14 protein-coding genes are annotated in these 14,590 nt (G+C 36.8%); 11 read left to right on the top strand and 3 right to left on the bottom strand.

From position 1 onward, the window contains the following. Window positions 1-99: 99 nt before the first annotated feature. Window positions 100-1,818: an ABC transporter ATP-binding protein gene (locus tag LDK52_RS04620; protein WP_277584776.1), complete on the bottom strand. Its 1,719-nt coding sequence runs from the start codon at window positions 1,816-1,818 to the stop codon at window positions 100-102. 324 nt (window positions 1,819-2,142) lie between these two features. Between LDK52_RS04620 and LDK52_RS04615 the strand changes: the two genes are divergently transcribed. The 11 genes from LDK52_RS04615 to zupT all read left to right on the top strand — a co-directional run bounded on the left by LDK52_RS04615 (window position 2,143) and on the right by zupT (window position 12,413). Then, complete coding sequence (locus tag LDK52_RS04615; RefSeq protein ID WP_277584775.1) at window positions 2,143-3,630, top strand: peptide MFS transporter; 1,488 nt, start codon at window positions 2,143-2,145, stop codon at window positions 3,628-3,630. A gap of 75 nt (window positions 3,631-3,705) precedes the next feature. Continuing rightward, window positions 3,706-4,551, top strand: coding sequence for a DUF6612 family protein (locus LDK52_RS04610; protein WP_277584774.1), 846 nt, complete (start codon window positions 3,706-3,708; stop codon window positions 4,549-4,551). Between the two features lie 467 nt (window positions 4,552-5,018). Continuing rightward, on the top strand, window positions 5,019-5,975 hold the full coding sequence (locus LDK52_RS04605; RefSeq protein WP_277584773.1) for an ABC transporter permease: 957 nt from the start codon (window positions 5,019-5,021) through the stop codon (window positions 5,973-5,975). Continuing rightward, window positions 5,962-6,918 carry an iron chelate uptake ABC transporter family permease subunit gene (locus LDK52_RS04600; RefSeq protein WP_277584772.1) on the top strand — a complete coding sequence of 319 codons (957 nt, stop codon included), beginning with the start codon at window positions 5,962-5,964 and terminating at the stop codon, window positions 6,916-6,918. Before LDK52_RS04605 ends, LDK52_RS04600 begins: the two co-directional genes overlap by 14 nt. Then, window positions 6,915-7,682 (top strand): iron ABC transporter ATP-binding protein, encoded by a 768-nt coding sequence (locus LDK52_RS04595; RefSeq protein WP_277584771.1) that lies wholly within the window; start codon window positions 6,915-6,917, stop codon window positions 7,680-7,682. The genes LDK52_RS04600 and LDK52_RS04595 overlap by 4 nt, the downstream gene beginning before the upstream one ends. 121 nt (window positions 7,683-7,803) lie before the next feature. Then, window positions 7,804-8,841 carry a siderophore ABC transporter substrate-binding protein gene (locus LDK52_RS04590; RefSeq protein ID WP_277584770.1) on the top strand — a complete coding sequence of 346 codons (1,038 nt, stop codon included), beginning with the start codon at window positions 7,804-7,806 and terminating at the stop codon, window positions 8,839-8,841. Between the two features lie 288 nt (window positions 8,842-9,129). Further along, window positions 9,130-9,741 carry a phosphatase PAP2 family protein gene (locus tag LDK52_RS04585; protein ID WP_277584769.1) on the top strand — a complete coding sequence of 204 codons (612 nt, stop codon included), beginning with the start codon at window positions 9,130-9,132 and terminating at the stop codon, window positions 9,739-9,741. Window positions 9,742-9,786: 45 nt separating this feature from the next. Next, on the top strand, window positions 9,787-10,437 hold the full coding sequence (locus LDK52_RS04580; protein WP_277584768.1) for a uracil-DNA glycosylase: 651 nt from the start codon (window positions 9,787-9,789) through the stop codon (window positions 10,435-10,437). A 107-nt stretch (window positions 10,438-10,544) separates the two neighbouring features. Beyond that, the gene (locus LDK52_RS04575; protein ID WP_277584767.1) at window positions 10,545-10,901 is read left to right on the top strand and encodes a hypothetical protein; all 357 of its coding nucleotides are present in this window, start codon (window positions 10,545-10,547) and stop codon (window positions 10,899-10,901) included. Window positions 10,902-10,945: 44 nt separating this feature from the next. Next, window positions 10,946-11,278, top strand: a complete 333-nt coding sequence (locus LDK52_RS04570) for an antibiotic biosynthesis monooxygenase family protein (protein ID WP_277584766.1) — start codon at window positions 10,946-10,948, stop codon at window positions 11,276-11,278. A gap of 325 nt (window positions 11,279-11,603) precedes the next feature. Further along, a complete protein-coding gene (zupT, locus tag LDK52_RS04565; protein WP_277584765.1) occupies window positions 11,604-12,413 on the top strand; it encodes a zinc transporter ZupT in 810 nt (269 codons plus the stop codon). 81 nt (window positions 12,414-12,494) lie between these two features. Here zupT and thrB read toward each other — a convergent pair whose 3' ends face one another. After that, window positions 12,495-13,406, bottom strand: coding sequence for a homoserine kinase (thrB, locus tag LDK52_RS04560; RefSeq protein WP_277584764.1), 912 nt, complete (start codon window positions 13,404-13,406; stop codon window positions 12,495-12,497). Then, window positions 13,406-14,464 carry a threonine synthase gene (gene thrC / locus LDK52_RS04555; RefSeq protein WP_277584763.1) on the bottom strand — a complete coding sequence of 353 codons (1,059 nt, stop codon included), beginning with the start codon at window positions 14,462-14,464 and terminating at the stop codon, window positions 13,406-13,408. Before thrC ends, thrB begins: the two co-directional genes overlap by 1 nt. Window positions 14,465-14,590 lie beyond the last annotated feature (126 nt).

Below are 14,590 nucleotides of genomic sequence, written 5' to 3'. Positions count from 1 at the left end.
AGCGGGAACAATTAGGTGAATCACCCGAATAAAACCATAGGATAAAAAAGTTGTCTTCCGGTAGTTAACTACCGGAAGACAACTTTTTAGTTGAGCCAATTAAACCTCTTGAAACTGTATGTTATGCAGTCTAGCAAAAATGCCATCCTGTGCCACTAAATCACTATAGGACCCATCTTCCACGATACCGTCCTCTGTTACAACAAGTACACGGTCCGCATCACGAATAGTTGCAAGTCTATGTGCAATAATAAGCGTAGTCCTATTTTCAGCTAGCTCCATCAGAGACTTCTGGATATATCGTTCCGTTTCAGTATCAAGAGCAGATGTAGCCTCATCCAAAATTAAAATTGGCGGATTTTTCAGGAACATACGAGCTATTGCTAGACGTTGTTTTTGTCCACCAGATAATTTAAGTCCTCGTTCTCCAATTTGTGTATCGTAACCTTCTGGAAGAGATGCAATCATATCCTCTAAATGAGCCTTTTTGGCCGCATCTCGAATTTCTGCTTCACTCGCATCTTGTTTACCATATGCGATATTCTCATGAATGGACCCTGTAAATAAGAACACGTCCTGTTGAACAATACCAATTTGTGAACGCAATGATTTCATCGTCATATCTTGAATATTCAACCCGTCTACAGAAATCGCACCCTCTTGAACATCGTAAAACCTTGGGATTAGCGAACAAATAGTAGTTTTTCCTGCACCAGATGGACCTACAAATGCGATAGTTTCTCCTGCTTTAATCGACAAATTGATATTGTCTAATACAGGTTTATATTCATCGTATCGGAAACCAACTTGCTCAAAAGTTATATCTCCTTTTAAATGCTGAACAGTAAGTGCATTAGGCTTGTCCTGAATTTCAGGATCCTGTTCGATTAGCTCTAAGAAACGTTTGAAACCAGCCATCCCTTTAGGATATAGTTCAAGTAGTGCGGTAATTTTATCAACGGGTTTGATCAACACATTGACATATAGAACAAAACTTACAAGCTCCCCGGTGGAAAGCGTTCCCTTATGCGTGAACCAAGCTCCGACAACAAGCACTACCAAGGTTACTAAACGAGTTAACATATAAATACTGGAATGTGTACCAGCCATTACTTTATAGGCAACAAGCTTAGCTAAACGGAATTGTCCATTATCTTCTTTAAAACGAGCTATTTCAAAATGTTCATTTGTAAATGATTGGACGACGCGAACACCAGAAACACTGTCCTCCACTCGAGCGTTTACATCAGCAATTTTACCGTACATATTCTTCCAAGCTCTGTTCATCATGATGTTACCGTATGTTGCTACAACGGATAGTACTGGCACCATGACGATCGCGATAATTGCAAGCTCTGGATTGATATTGTACATAATCGTAAAGGCCCCGATTAAAGTCATGATGGCAATGAATAAATCCTCAGGACCATGATGAGCCAGTTCGCCTATATCAAATAGATCATTTGTAATTCGACTCATAATATGGCCTGTCTTTGTATTATCAAAGAACCGGAATGATTGGCGTTGAACGTGGGTGAATAATTGCTGTCTCATATCGGTTTCTATATTAATGCCGAGTTTATGGCCAAAATAACTTACGATATACTGTAGAAAAGTGCTGAGGATAAATACCACTAATAGTAGGATACTGATTTTTGTTATCATGCTCCAATCCCCAGTAGGTAACAAGTCATCGATAAACCATTGAACTGCAACTGGATATGCGAGCTCTAAAATTGCGACAAATACAGCACTACTGAAGTCAATGATAAATAGTCGTTTATGCGGTTTGTAATATGAAAAAAACTTCTTGAGCATTTTATTAGCTCCTTCCTTCTGTCATAACGACTATTATAACCAACAATTTCAAAAGTCGAAATAATTAAATTCGATAGAATAAATAAAATTCCAATTTCAGTAAAAATTTTCGCTATATTTTATATTAGAACGTTGATATTACGCTCTTTTTTACTAGAAATCTTCTTAGTTGAAATATAAAAGGTTTTTTGACAATTGCAAAAGGGCAGTTTATAATATGTGTCTTGTTAGGTTTATGGGCATTAGGTTACTTTTCATGTAATCCATTAATATGGCGATAGAGTGTATTCCTAATGTTTTCAAAATTAGAAAAGAGGTAAAAAGATGCCAACAAAAGAAGAAATTGTTAAATCCGTCCCTCAGAAGGGATTTTTTGGTCATCCGAAAGCATTACTATCATTGTTTTTCACGGAGTTTTGGGAGCGTTTTTCTTACTATGGAATGCGCGCAATACTAATCTACTATATGTATTACGAAGTAACGCAGGGAGGATTGGGACTAGAACGTTCTACTGCTAACTCCATTATGGCTGTGTATGGTTCACTAGTTTATATGTCTGGAATTATTGGAGGTTGGATAGCTGACCGCCTATTCGGTACGACGAAAACGGTATTCTATGGTGGGGTTCTCATCATGTTCGGTCATATCGTCTTGGCATTCCCAGGTGGTTTAACTACTTTGTTTGCCTCGATGGCATTAATCATCATTGGGACAGGCTTGTTGAAACCAAATATTTCAAGTATTATCGGGGATCTGTATTCTAAAGAAGATACTCGTCGTGATTCAGGTTTTAGCATTTTCTATATGGGGATTAATATGGGAGCGTTTATCGCACCTTTAATCGTTGGAACAATTGGTCTTGAGTATAACTTCCATTTAGGATTTGGTCTTGCTGCGGTCGGTATGGCAATTGGTTTAGTCGTATTTTTAGTAACTAAAAAGAAATATCTAGGGTTAGCAGGTACATATGTGCCAAACCCAATGGCCAAAGATGAACGCAAAAAAGTATTAACTAGAATTGGTATTGCTATAGTTATAATTTTAGTTATTGGCTTTGTATTGATTCAACAAGGAATTTTAACGTTAGATGGGTTCATCATGACTGTCTCTATACTAGGTATCATAATTCCTACCTTGTACTTTATCGTTATGTATAGAAGCAGTAAAACAACGGAAGATGAAAGGTCTCGCTTACTTGCATATATTCCATTATTTGTTGCGGCTATGATGTTCTGGGCGATTCAAGAGCAAGGTTCTAACATTTTGGCACAGTATGCGGATGAGCGAGTAGATTTAATGATTGGCTCATATGAGATTTCACCTGCCTGGTTCCAATCGTTAAATCCATTATTTATCATTGCTCTGGCACCAGTTTTTGCTTGGATGTGGGTGAAACTTGGGGACAGACAACCATCTACTCCTAAAAAATTCTCATTTGGTTTGTTATTTGCAGGGTTGTCTTTTATCGTCATGATTATTCCAGCTTACTTCAATGGAACAGATTCACTAGTTAGTCCTTTCTGGCTTGTACTGAGCTTTTTCCTTGTAGTATTAGGAGAGCTCTTATTATCACCGGTAGGGTTATCTGCAACAACGAAACTGGCACCAGGAGCATTCGCAGCTCAAACGATGAGTTTATGGTTTATGACGAACGCATCAGCTCAAGCAATCAATGCTCAAGTAGTTAAATTTTACACGCCGGAAAACGAAATTATTTACTTCGGTGTCATTGGAGCAGTAGCTCTAGTTATTGGTTTATTACTGTACTTGATGACTCCGTTGATTCAAAAATATATGCGTGGCGTTAAGTAAATTCCAACAAAATGAAACCTTTTATGCAATCATCCCGTAAAGTAAGTATCTTACTGAGAAGGGATGATTATTTTTATGAAAAAATGGACAGCTCTATTATCCGTAGTAACCTTAGCGTTAGGTTTGGCTGCATGTAACGAAACTGCAACGCCGGTACAAGATAAAGAGGTAACAGAAACTAGTAAACTTACCTTACAAGAAGTATATGACAAGTCAATGAAAGCTTCAGAAGAGCTTAAAAGCGTAAAAGGTACGATAGATATGAAACAAACAATGAGTATTCCAAGTGAAGAAATGACGCTGGATATAAAATCCATGATGGATATGGAATATATAATAGAACCAATGCAAATGCATCAAAAAGGGACAACCACTATGATGGGCGTTGGCGAAGGAAGCGAATCTCAAGAGATTGATATGGAGACTTATATTACGGAAGATGCATTGTATGTGTATGAAGGAACTGCTGCACAGTGGATGAAGTTTCCTAAGGAAATGGTAGACCAAATGATGGGTGCTACGAACCAAACAGATCCAGCAGCACAACTACAGCCTTTAGAAGAATATTTAGAAAAAGTGGAATTTGAACAAGACGATGAGAACTATATTTTAACACTTGAAGGCAGTGGTGAAGAGTTTACAAGTCTTGTGAAAGATCAAGTAGATGAAGCACTTCAAAGCCTTACTGGAGAAGGAAATGTTGACTTAGACTATACCATTCATTCGGTCGACTATGTAGTTCATATTGACAAAGAATCATTCCAAACGAACAAATTAGATATGGTTATAGATATGGATATGACAATGGATGGAGAAACGATCAACTTAAAAATGGACGTTAAAACAAACTTCTCTAAATTTAACGAAATAAATGAGATAGTGGTCCCACAAGAGATTATAGATAGTGCGAAAGAAATTTAAATGAACACTTAGTGTCAAAAGGCTTGTGTAAATGTTGCGAAAAAACAACAATTGCAAAAGCCTTTTTGAATTAGGAGAATAATGTAGTAAAATAGAAATGGGTTAAAATAGGGTAAAATGGCATTTCAATTGAGTTTCAATTGAAAACCATTTTCATTTAGTCGTTGACTTAAAGAGTCGAGATGCTATAATTAATTGATAATGATTTTCAATAGTGATTCATTATTTAAAAGAGTGGCGACTATAATTTTGAAAAGATTTACTCATATGTAGTCTAATTATAAAAAAGGCTCAATCACCAACTAAGTATTTATTAATGGAATGTATTATATTTAAGGAAGTTATATATGACCCGCTAGTCGGACTTATATTTGGGGATGTTATATCTTCAAATACAAAATAAATTTTTACTCAGTGTTGAGAATGATTCTCGCTAATCTGAGAATAAAAGAAATATGGGGTTTAAAATGAGACTGTGGATGTTGGTAGTTACAGTGATCATCCTGTCAGTAATTTCGCTATTTATTGGTGCGATTGACATAAAGCCGAGTGATTTGCTTGATTGGGAATCGTTAGAAACACAGATTTTCTTAATAAGTCGGTTACCAAGATTATTCGCTATAATTTTAGCTGGCGCAGGGATGGGTATTGCAGGTTTAATCATGCAAAGTTTAAGCCGAAACAAATTTGTATCGCCAACAACGGCTGGTACGTTAGATGCAGCAAAATTAGGTATCATCATATCAATGTTATTCTTTTCGGGTATGTCCTATATCGGCCAAATCATGTTTAGTTTTGCTTTCGCATTAATTGGTTCATTTATCTTTATGCAGCTACTTGAACGTATTAAGTTCAAAGATGCAATATTTGTCCCACTAATAGGGATTATGTACGGGAATATTATTGGAGCATTTTCTACTTTCTTGGCGTATGAAGCGAACATTTTACAAAATGTTGATTCGTTTTTCCAAGGGAGTTTCACATTAGTTGTATCTGGTCGGTATGAGCTTCTTTATGTAGCTGTCCCAGCGATTATTATTGCATATATTTATGCCAATAAATTTACCGTAGCAGGTTTGGGTGAGGATTTTGCTAAAAACCTTGGGTTAAGCTATCGAACGGTATTGAATATTGGTTTAATTATTGTTGCAGTTATTTCTACGACAGTCGTTTTAACAGTCGGTATTATACCGTTTTTAGGATTAATTGTGCCTAACCTTGTTTCCCTTTATTTAGGGGACAATTTACGTAAAACAATTCCTCATACCATTTTTATGGGCGCAGCATTCTTATTATTCTGCGATATCATTAGCCGCTTAATCGTACATCCATATGAAATTCCGGTTAATACTACAGTTGCAGTAATCGGTAGTGCGATCTTCTTAATTATGTTATTTAGGGGGAAAGCATATGCGCAAAAATAGTACGAAGTTAATTATATTATCGGTAATTGCCTTAATTTGTATGTTGTTATTTGCGTTTTACGACATAAAAGGCGGGTTTAGTTATGCATTTCCAAAACGATTAGAACGATTATTTGCAATGGTCATTACAGGAACTGCAATCGCTTATGCAACAGTAGCGTTTCAAACAGTAACGCATAATCGATTGTTAACACCATCGGTTATGGGTATCGATTCGATGTATCACATCGTTCAAACAATTATTTACTTTGCTTTAGGATCGTCTTCCATATTTGTTGTAAGTCGTTACTTAAACTTCGGTGTATCAGTTGTTGCAATGGTACTATTTGCAGTGATTTTATATCGTTTCTTATTCCGAGCAGATAAGTATCCTATTTTCTTGCTACTATTAGCAGGTATGATTATCGGTACACTACTCGGTAGCTTAGTTACATTTATGCAAGTAATTATTGATCCGGTGGAGTATGAAAGCTTACAAGCTCGATTATTTGCTAGCTTTATGAACGTAAAAACAGAATTGCTATTTATATCAGCAGGTATTGTCTCTTTAGCATTTCTGTATGGTAGACGCATATTACATAAGTTAGATGTAATGTCTTTAGGGCGTGAACATGCAATAAACTTAGGTATTAACTATGACAAAATGGTTTTACGAATATTAATTTTATCATCGATTTTAATTGCAGTATCAACAGCGTTAGTTGGACCAATTACATTTTTAGGGTTAATTGTTTCCAACTTAGCTTATCAATATTTTTCCACATACAAACATTCCGTTTTAATAGTTGGCGCAAGCTTAATAAGTGTTATTGCATTAGTGGGCGGACAATTCTTAGTGCTACATGTATTTAATTTAACGACAACGATTAGTGTAATTATTAACTTTATCGGTGGGCTTTACTTTATTTACTTGTTACTAAAGGAAAGTAGGAAAACAGCATGATTGAACTTAAAGGTCTTTCTAAAAGCTTTGGGAAAAAAACTGTTGTCGAAAATGTCACATTAAAAATTCAATCTGGAGCCATTACGTCCTTTATTGGACCTAATGGTGCTGGTAAATCAACGTTATTATCAATGGTGAGCCGTTTGTTAGATGCGGATACTGGAGAAGTGTTGTTGGATCAATCGGACGTTAAGAAAATGAAATCAGATGCATTTTCAAAACGAGTTGCGATTTTAAAGCAAGCAAATCATTTAAATGTTCGTTTAACGGTTCGTGAGCTTGTATCTTTTGGACGGTATCCATACTCGAAAGGTCGTTTAAACGAAGAGGATAACCAATTTGTGGACAAAGCGTTAGCGTATTTAAATTTAACTGATATGCAAGATAAGTTTTTAGATGAGCTTTCTGGTGGACAAAAACAACGTGCGTTCATTTCTATGGTTATTGCGCAAGATACGGAATATATTTTACTCGACGAACCATTAAACAATCTAGATATGAAGCATTCAGTACAAATTATGAAAATCTTGCGTAAACTTGTTGATGAGCTAGGGAAAACAGTTGTCATCGTGTTGCACGATATTAACTTTGCCTCCGTCTATTCAGATCGTATCGTTGCGTTGAAGGATGGACGTCTAGTAAAAGATGGTCCAACAAATGAGATTATTAACTCAGAATCTTTGCGCGAAGTATATGATATGCATATTCCTGTTCAAGTACAAGACGGTTGCCGAATTTGTGTATATTTTAATTCTCATAATTAATTTTAATAAAGTAATTGACAATCTGAGGATACTCAACTAGAATTTGGTTAGTTGATGAGAATGATTTTCATTATCACACCAGAGGGTGAATGAGTTAATTATTAGGAGGAGAAAAATTAGTATGAAGAAGTGGAATATAATTACTGCAGCAGCATTAGCATTAATGTTGGCTGCATGTGGATCAGAAGAAACAGAAACACCTAAAGCAAGTGACACAAACAAAGCAAGTGAGACAGAAAAAGAAGTAGTAGAAGAATCAGCATTTCCTATGACAGTATCTTCGTTAAGTACTGCGCGTGAAACAGAAGAAGGCGCTTCAGTTACTTTTGAAGATATTACATTAGAAGAAGAGCCTAAGCGCATTATCTCTTTGGACTACGGTTTCTTAGATACACTTGATGCATTAGGCGTTGAAGGTATCGTAGGTGTACCAGCTGGTGGCGGTAAAGGGAACATTCCAACACACTTAAAAGAAAAATATGCACCAAGCGATGATATTGCTGACGTTGGTACATTAAAAGCAATCGACTTCGAAGCAGTGGCAGCTGCAGAACCAGATATCATTTTTATCTCTGGTCGTCAAACTCCATTCTATGAAGAATTAAAAGAAATCACACCAAACGTAGTATTCATTGGTTCAGATAACTCTAACTATATTGATGCAGTTTATGAAACAGTTGACTTAGCAGCTAATATGTTTGATAAAGTAGAAAAAGGTGAAGAGTTAAAGGCTGCATTACAAGAAAAAGTGGATGCTGTAAACGAAAAAGTAGCTGGCTATGAAAATGCATTAGTTGCTATGTATGACGACAAAAAAATGTCTGGTTTCGATAATGGCGCAAATTCTCGTTTCGCATATGTGTACAATGACTTTGGTTTCAAACCAGCAACAACTGATATTGATGCGTCTTCCCATGGATCTGACTTTTCTTATGAGTCAATACTTTCTGTAGATCCAGAAGTATTATTAGTCGTTGATCGTACAGTTTCGGATGTAGAAACGATTAAAGCAGATATCGAAAATGATATTATTAAACAAACTCGTGCTTATAAAGAAGGTAAGATCGTATACTTAGATGGTACGAACTGGTACTTCTCAAGTAACGGTGTAACAACTGAAGCAGCAAAATTACAAGAAATCTTAGATGAATTAAAATAATTCAAACTAACGAGGAGCCACCCTAACCGTGCAAACGAGAAGGGTGGCTCTTTATTTAAAGAAAATATACGGTTTATAAAGCTACTAACTCAGTGTAAATAGTACAAAAATTAAATGTTACTTCTGATTTTCGGTTCAGGAGGATACGTTCCCAGCGGAAAGCGTCCGCCTGAATGGAGTGGAAGTCAACTATATTCGGATATCATATCTTGATTTTAAAAGGCAGTATTCATTGTACATCCACATATTTCTAGCTTATAATTTTGTTATGGGATAGGAGGTTTTTTTGTGAAGAAATGGTTTTATCCACTTAGTCTAGTAACATTATTAGGGTTTGCTGCCCTCTTTTTATATTTTAATACGACAGAAATAGCTCAGTTTGATTCGCAGATGTCCCAGTTGTTTGGAGATAATAAAGTAATTGTTTTTTTTCATTACTTAGGGGATACTAAATTTATTATATTTATAACGCTTTTATTAATTGTTTATCTATGGTTTCGCTCAAAAAATTATCGAGGAATGCTCTTTGTTTTACTGTCTATAGGGTTTGGGAATGTTCTGAATCAAATGCTAAAAAAATGGATTGAAAGAGAACGCCCCGATGTCCCGCAACAGTTAGAGACTTTTAGCTTTCCTTCCAGTCATGCAATGGTTGGGCTTTTATATTTGTTTACAATTGCCTACTTTTTAACAGAGCATCAGTCCAATAAAACGAGACGAATTTTAATCTGGTTAGTCACTATATTTGTCACTGTGATGGTAGGTTTATCTCGAATTGCGGAACACAGACATTATGCTTCAGATGTTTTAGCCGGATGGATGATTGGGTATTCTTGGTTTGTCATCGTGGCATTGTGGTATGAATATAGAAATAGAGTTTTTAAAAAGTATACACAGTAAAAACCTTTCCTCATTGGAAAGGTTTTTTTAAAAGGAGTGAGATACATGTTTGAAATACCAGAGGAGCTTGTTAAACTAGGAATCGAACGTATAGCGGGATTTCCTGTTGAAGGATTTGTTAAAGGGAAAGGCCCAAAAAAACCAAGTATACTGTTAATAGGTGAAGCTCCTGGAGAGAATGAGGCGATAAAGGCGGTGCCATTTATCGGTAGAGCAGGGGACGAATTAAATAAGTCGTTAGAAAGTATTGGATTGACCCGAGATGACGTATATATGACCAGTGCAGTTCGTAGTCGACCATATGTGTGGAGAGAAAAGAAGGCTCGAAATGGCGAGGTAATGCAAAGAAAGTATAATCGGCCGCCCACTGCGTTAGAAGTGGTGGCACATGCTCCAATATTAGATTATGAATTAAAAAATATTGTACCTAATATTATTGTTACATTAGGAAATGTAGGTTTACAGCGATTAATAGGAAAAGATGCAAAGGTTTCCATGTTACATGGTAAACTGCTAAATCAACCAATACGTCACTTGGAGTCTCTGGATTCTACTGTATTTATATGTTCGGCTGAAAGTTATATGATAATTCCTACCTATCACCCTGCATCTGTGTTTTATAGACCGTCCAATCGGGACTTTCTTGAGCAGGATTGGTTGAATATCGGAAACTATTTAGCGAACAGGAAATTTTGATTTTACCTTAGATAATTTTAGCTTTATAAATTGACTAAATGTATACGTTTGTATACATTTAAATCGTATACAAACGTATACAAACGTATACAAAGGAGGAGTTTTATATGAGAAGTGAATCACATCCTCGAGGTAGACATAATCGTCGTGACGAAAATCATCATGAAGGACAACGTAGAGGAAGACCAGAAAAAGTAGATGGCAAAGAAAAAAGACATGGTGCTAAAACGTTCCGACGTGGGAGAGCATTAGCGTTTTATGATATGATGAATATGAAATCTATAGCATTAAAGAAACAACTAGAAACTCCCGAATTACAATCGATTAATCCAATCATAGTGGGTGAATTGAAAGCGGTAGAAATGCTTATGGAAGAGTTTTCGCAGTTATTTGAATTATATGAAGTAGAAGAAACAACTCAAGAGATTATTAATGAAGACAAGCCAATTGATACGGAAAGCTAAAAAAGAGAATATCATAAAGATAGATTTAAAATGGAGGAATGGAAATGTTAGTGCAAATTCGTAAGTGGACAGTGACTGAAGGTAACGCAGATAAAATTATTGAACGTTTTAAGAAAAAACCTGATCAAGGTCCAACATTAATTGAACAGCGTGAAGGTTTTATAGGGCGCGAACTATTAGTGAAAAATGTTCGTCGTGGTGAAGAAGAAGTATTAATGATAGTTCGTTGGGAATCAGAAGAGGCTTGGAAAGCATGGGAAAAGAGTCCAGAGCATATTGCGGGACATAAAAATAAAATTAAAGAGCACGGTGGAAAACCACCACAACCTGAGTATGTAATTGCTATGGAGCATGGTAGTTACACTGTCGTGGAATAGAATAAGAGTAGCAATGAAGGCTTTATAAAAAATCAGCATTGGATTAAGTGTCGTACACTTCTTCCAGTGTTTTTTCATTTGTTAAAGCATTTTATAAAAAAGATAGAAGGCATTCGGATCTATAAATCGACTTATCGCAAAAATAGGTTAAACCTAGGTCACTTGGGGAAGATATTAAAGGAGGGGTGTTGGCTTTCCAATTGATAAGAAACGTGAAAATTTCCAAATTAAAAAATTTATATTTTCACTAGTTGAAAAGAGTTGCGTAAAGGAAACATTTTGCGTATAATAAATGAAAATCGATAAATAGAAAGAAGTTGGGTCAATGGATGGAAATGTAGCCTTTGCTTTGTTACTTACATTATTTGCTGGTCTTGCAACTGGGATTGGTAGTCTACTTTCATTATTGACATCTCGCACAAATACTAAATTTTTATCCGTTGCATTAGGTTTCTCAGCAGGAGTTATGATTTATGTATCCTTGGTAGAGATATTTGTGAAAGCTAAGGATTCTCTCGTTGCAGAACTTGGAGAGACTAACGGTTATTGGATGACATTAGTTGGTTTTTTCGGCGGGATGTTCGTAATTGCGGTAATCGACCGATTAATACCTAGTCTTGGTAACCCACATGAAGTAAAAAGTGTAGAAGATATGGATGTCAAAATAAGCAATGCAGAGCAGACAAAACTCATGAAAATGGGTGTTTTCACAGCATTGGCAATAGGAATTCACAATTTTCCAGAGGGAATAGCGACCTTTGCATCTGCTCTACAAGATCCCGATTTGGGGATTGCAATTGCGATTGCAGTAGCTATTCACAATATACCAGAAGGAATTGCAGTAGCAGTACCTATATACTATGCAACTGGTAGTCGGAAGAAAGCCTTTAAGTTATCTTTCTTGTCTGGCTTAGCTGAACCAGTTGGAGCGTTTGTTGCTTATTTAGTATTGATGCCATATTTAAATGGAGTCGCGTTTGGAGTAATATTTGCTGGAGTAGCGGGGATTATGGTCTTTATTTCTTTAGATGAATTATTACCAGCAGCAAAAAAATATGATGAAACCCATTCATCTATTTACGGACTCGTTGCAGGAATGGCAGTAATGGCTCTAAGTCTTGTTCTACTAGCTTAATAATAAAAGGCAGTGCAACTTCGTTTGAAGGTTGCGCTGCCTTTTTACGTATAATACAACTCTAATTTACGGGAATTTCCCTTAGTGGGCGCTCTCCGTATCTTTTATCGTAACAACAATACCTGTACGATTCATTGGTATTGCAACGATGTCGAAATCAGTGAAATGTCCTTTTAACTTACAAATGAATTCCTCTTCTGTTCCTTTTTCAACAAGTGAGAGTAGGGTAGGACCTGCTCCACTAATACAAGTACCATATGCACCTGCGTTTTTAGCGAAAATTTTTATATCCTTACTCTGTGGAATCAAATCGAGTCGGTATGGCTCGTGAAATAAGTCCTGTTCCATATAAGCTCCAGCTTGTTCAAATTGTTGTGAGAGAAAAGCTGCAGTTAACAAGTTTGCAGTTGCACTTGCTTGTGCTGCTTCTCGACGAGTATAAGTATCTGGCAGTGCTTGTCTAGCCTTTGCTGTTTTTAACTCGAAGTTTGGGATAAATAGCACAAATGAAGCCTCGATATGATTTGCATGAAATACATTTATTTCTCCATTTTCTGCATTAGAGGAGATCGTAAAGCCACCGTAAATGGAAGCTGCTGCATTGTCAGGATGTCCCTCCATAAGCGTTGCCACTTTTAATTTGTCCTGGTCAGTGAGCTGTAGTTCCATGATTTGATTGGCTAATTCTACTCCCGCGACTATGGCAGAAGCACTGCTTCCCATACCACGTGCTAGTGGGATTTGACTCTTCACTCGCACTAAACACGGTGGTAGGGAAAAACCGTGTAACTCCGCAGTTTTTTCCGCAGCTTGTACGATCAAATGATCCAGTGGGTTTGGCACGTCCGGAAGATTACTTGACAGGTTAATGATTTTCCAATCGGACGCTAACTCTACTTCAAGTTCTAAATACTTATCTAGTGCAATGCCAATGGAGTCAAATCCCGGTCCAAGGTTCGCAGTACTTGCTGGTATTGAAATACACCAAACCATTACGCTAGCACCTCCTCTATAAATGCGCTAAGAGCTGGTGCATTACTTTCAATTTTATGTGGCTCCGCAACTTTTACGTCGATTGCAGTTTGTGGATCTTTTAAACCGTTACCAGTTAGTACTGCGACTACTTTGCTTCCTGCTTTAATTTTTCCTTCTTTGACAGAACGCAATAGACCTGCGATGGAAGCACATGAGCCTGGTTCTGCGAAGATACCTTCTCTGCTTGCAATTAGTTTGTATGCTTCGATAATTTCATCGTCAGTTACAGCTTCGATCACACCGTTAGACTCATCGCGCGCTGCTTCTGCGCCTTTCCAGCTTGCGGGATTACCGATACGAATTGCAGTAGCAATTGTTTCGGGAAATTCGATAGGTTTTCCTTGTACGATAGCGGCTGAACCCTCAGCTTCAAAGCCAAATATTTTAGGAAGACCTGTTTGTTTTTTCTCGTTATATTCTTTAAACCCTTTCCAGTAGGCAGTAATATTACCCGCGTTTCCGACTGGTATTGCTAGATAGTCTGGTGCGCTACCTAACACATCGCAAATTTCAAAGGCTGCTGTCTTTTGACCTTCAATACGATATGGATTAACAGAATTCACTAGAGTAATAGGGGAAGTTTCACTAATTGCACGAACCATTTCAAGTGCCACATCGAAGTTTCCTTCTATTTGAATGACCTCTGCTCCGTACATATATGCTTGAGCTAACTTTCCAGCAGCTACTTTTCCTTCCGGTATAACAATAACTGCTCGCATGCCCGCGCGAGCTGCATAAGCAGCAGCGGCAGCAGAAGTATTTCCTGTAGAAGCACAAATAACTGCTTTACTTCCTTCTTCTTTTGCTTTTGCAACCGCAAAAACCATGCCTCTATCTTTAAAAGATCCAGTAGGATTTGCTCCTTCTATCTTCACATATAATTCGATACCTAATTCTTTAGATAAATTTTCTAGCTTAATAAGAGGCGTATTACCCTCCAGTAAAGTCAATTTAGGTGTTTTCTCTGTTACTGGTAAAAACTCTTTATATTCTTCAATTAGTCCTTGCCAAGCCATGATGTATTCCGCCTTTCTGTTCTTCTTGAACAAACATATGTGTGTGTATAAAGGACATTTTACTCTAATAAAGTGTAAAAAACAAGGTGAAATTTATATTGTAAGTTTGAAGTTTCATGCGTATAC

The organism is Psychrobacillus antarcticus, assembly GCF_029533155.1.
GTDB classification, from domain to species: domain Bacteria; phylum Bacillota; class Bacilli; order Bacillales_A; family Planococcaceae; genus Psychrobacillus; species Psychrobacillus antarcticus.
Note: the sequence above shows the minus strand (reverse complement) of the source record. Positions and strands in the feature narration are given on the sequence as shown.

Bases quoted from the DNA above. Each gene is read 5' to 3' on its own strand.
- zupT (WP_277584765.1), top strand. From the start codon at position 11,604: ATGGATGGAAATGTAGCCTTTGCTTTGTTACTTACATTATTTGCTGGT.
- LDK52_RS04605 (WP_277584773.1), top strand. From the start codon at position 5,019: ATGAGACTGTGGATGTTGGTAGTTACAGTGATCATCCTGTCAGTAATT.
- thrC (WP_277584763.1), bottom strand. From the start codon at position 14,464: ATGGCTTGGCAAGGACTAATTGAAGAATATAAAGAGTTTTTACCAGTA.
- LDK52_RS04590 (WP_277584770.1), top strand. From the start codon at position 7,804: ATGAAGAAGTGGAATATAATTACTGCAGCAGCATTAGCATTAATGTTG.
- LDK52_RS04580 (WP_277584768.1), top strand. From the start codon at position 9,787: ATGTTTGAAATACCAGAGGAGCTTGTTAAACTAGGAATCGAACGTATA.
- LDK52_RS04620 (WP_277584776.1), bottom strand. From the start codon at position 1,818: ATGCTCAAGAAGTTTTTTTCATATTACAAACCGCATAAACGACTATTT.
- LDK52_RS04600 (WP_277584772.1), top strand. From the start codon at position 5,962: ATGCGCAAAAATAGTACGAAGTTAATTATATTATCGGTAATTGCCTTA.
- LDK52_RS04610 (WP_277584774.1), top strand. From the start codon at position 3,706: ATGAAAAAATGGACAGCTCTATTATCCGTAGTAACCTTAGCGTTAGGT.
- LDK52_RS04575 (WP_277584767.1), top strand. From the start codon at position 10,545: ATGAGAAGTGAATCACATCCTCGAGGTAGACATAATCGTCGTGACGAA.
- LDK52_RS04595 (WP_277584771.1), top strand. From the start codon at position 6,915: ATGATTGAACTTAAAGGTCTTTCTAAAAGCTTTGGGAAAAAAACTGTT.
- LDK52_RS04615 (WP_277584775.1), top strand. From the start codon at position 2,143: ATGCCAACAAAAGAAGAAATTGTTAAATCCGTCCCTCAGAAGGGATTT.
- LDK52_RS04570 (WP_277584766.1), top strand. From the start codon at position 10,946: ATGTTAGTGCAAATTCGTAAGTGGACAGTGACTGAAGGTAACGCAGAT.
- thrB (WP_277584764.1), bottom strand. From the start codon at position 13,406: ATGGTTTGGTGTATTTCAATACCAGCAAGTACTGCGAACCTTGGACCG.